Annotated in this window: 2 protein-coding genes; both read right to left on the bottom strand. The window is 56.8% G+C overall.

The features are described 5' to 3' along the window. Positions 1-4 precede the first annotated feature (4 nt). On the bottom strand, positions 5-844 hold the full coding sequence (gene sul1 / locus GYB81_RS22895; protein WP_000259031.1) for a sulfonamide-resistant dihydropteroate synthase Sul1: 840 nt from the start codon (positions 842-844) through the stop codon (positions 5-7). Then, the gene (locus GYB81_RS22890; RefSeq protein WP_000679427.1) at positions 838-1185 is read right to left on the bottom strand and encodes a quaternary ammonium compound efflux SMR transporter QacE delta 1; all 348 of its coding nucleotides are present in this window, start codon (positions 1183-1185) and stop codon (positions 838-840) included. Before GYB81_RS22890 ends, sul1 begins: the two co-directional genes overlap by 7 nt. Between the last annotated feature and the right edge of the window lie 87 nt (positions 1186-1272).

The following is a 1272-nucleotide window of genomic DNA, read 5'->3' as shown; positions in this document are numbered from 1 at the left end:
AATGCTAGGCATGATCTAACCCTCGGTCTCTGGCGTCGCGACTGCGAAATTTCGCGAGGGTTTCCGAGAAGGTGATTGCGCTTCGCAGATCTCCAGGCGCGTGGGTGCGGACGTAGTCAGCGCCATTGCCGATCGCGTGAAGTTCCGCCGCAAGGCTCGCTGGACCCAGATCCTTTACAGGAAGGCCAACGGTGGCGCCCAAGAAGGATTTCCGCGACACCGAGACCAATAGCGGAAGCCCCAACGCCGACTTCAGCTTTTGAAGGTTCGACAGCACGTGCAGCGATGTTTCCGGTGCGGGGCTCAAGAAAAATCCCATCCCCGGATCGAGGATGAGCCGGTCGGCAGCGACCCCGCTCCGTCGCAAGGCGGAAACCCGCGCCTCGAAGAACCGCACAATCTCGTCGAGCGCGTCTTCGGGTCGAAGGTGACCGGTGCGGGTGGCGATGCCATCCCGCTGCGCTGAGTGCATAACCACCAGCCTGCAGTCCGCCTCAGCAATATCGGGATAGAGCGCAGGGTCAGGAAATCCTTGGATATCGTTCAGGTAGCCCACGCCGCGCTTGAGCGCATAGCGCTGGGTTTCCGGTTGGAAGCTGTCGATTGAAACACGGTGCATCTGATCGGACAGGGCGTCTAAGAGCGGCGCAATACGTCTGATCTCATCGGCCGGCGATACAGGCCTCGCGTCCGGATGGCTGGCGGCCGGTCCGACATCCACGACGTCTGATCCGACTCGCAGCATTTCGATCGCCGCGGTGACAGCGCCGGCGGGGTCTAGCCGCCGGCTCTCATCGAAGAAGGAGTCCTCGGTGAGATTCAGAATGCCGAACACCGTCACCATGGCGTCGGCCTCCGCAGCGACTTCCACGATGGGGATCGGGCGAGCAAAAAGGCAGCAATTATGAGCCCCATACCTACAAAGCCCCACGCATCAAGCTTTTGCCCATGAAGCAACCAGGCAATGGCTGTAATTATGACGACGCCGAGTCCCGACCAGACTGCATAAGCAACACCGACAGGGATGGATTTCAGAACCAGAGAAAGAAAATAAAATGCGATGCCATAACCGATTATGACAACGGCGGAAGGGGCAAGCTTAGTAAAGCCCTCGCTAGATTTTAATGCGGATGTTGCGATTACTTCGCCAACTATTGCGATAACAAGAAAAAGCCAGCCTTTCATGATATATCTCCCAATTTGTGTAGGGCTTATTATGCACGCTTAAAAATAATAAAAGCAGACTTGACCTGATAGTTTGGCTGTGAGCAA

The organism is Pseudomonas yangonensis (genome assembly GCF_009932725.1).
GTDB lineage: Bacteria > Pseudomonadota > Gammaproteobacteria > Pseudomonadales > Pseudomonadaceae > Aquipseudomonas > Aquipseudomonas yangonensis.
This window is presented reverse-complemented; position numbering and strand designations above follow the sequence as displayed.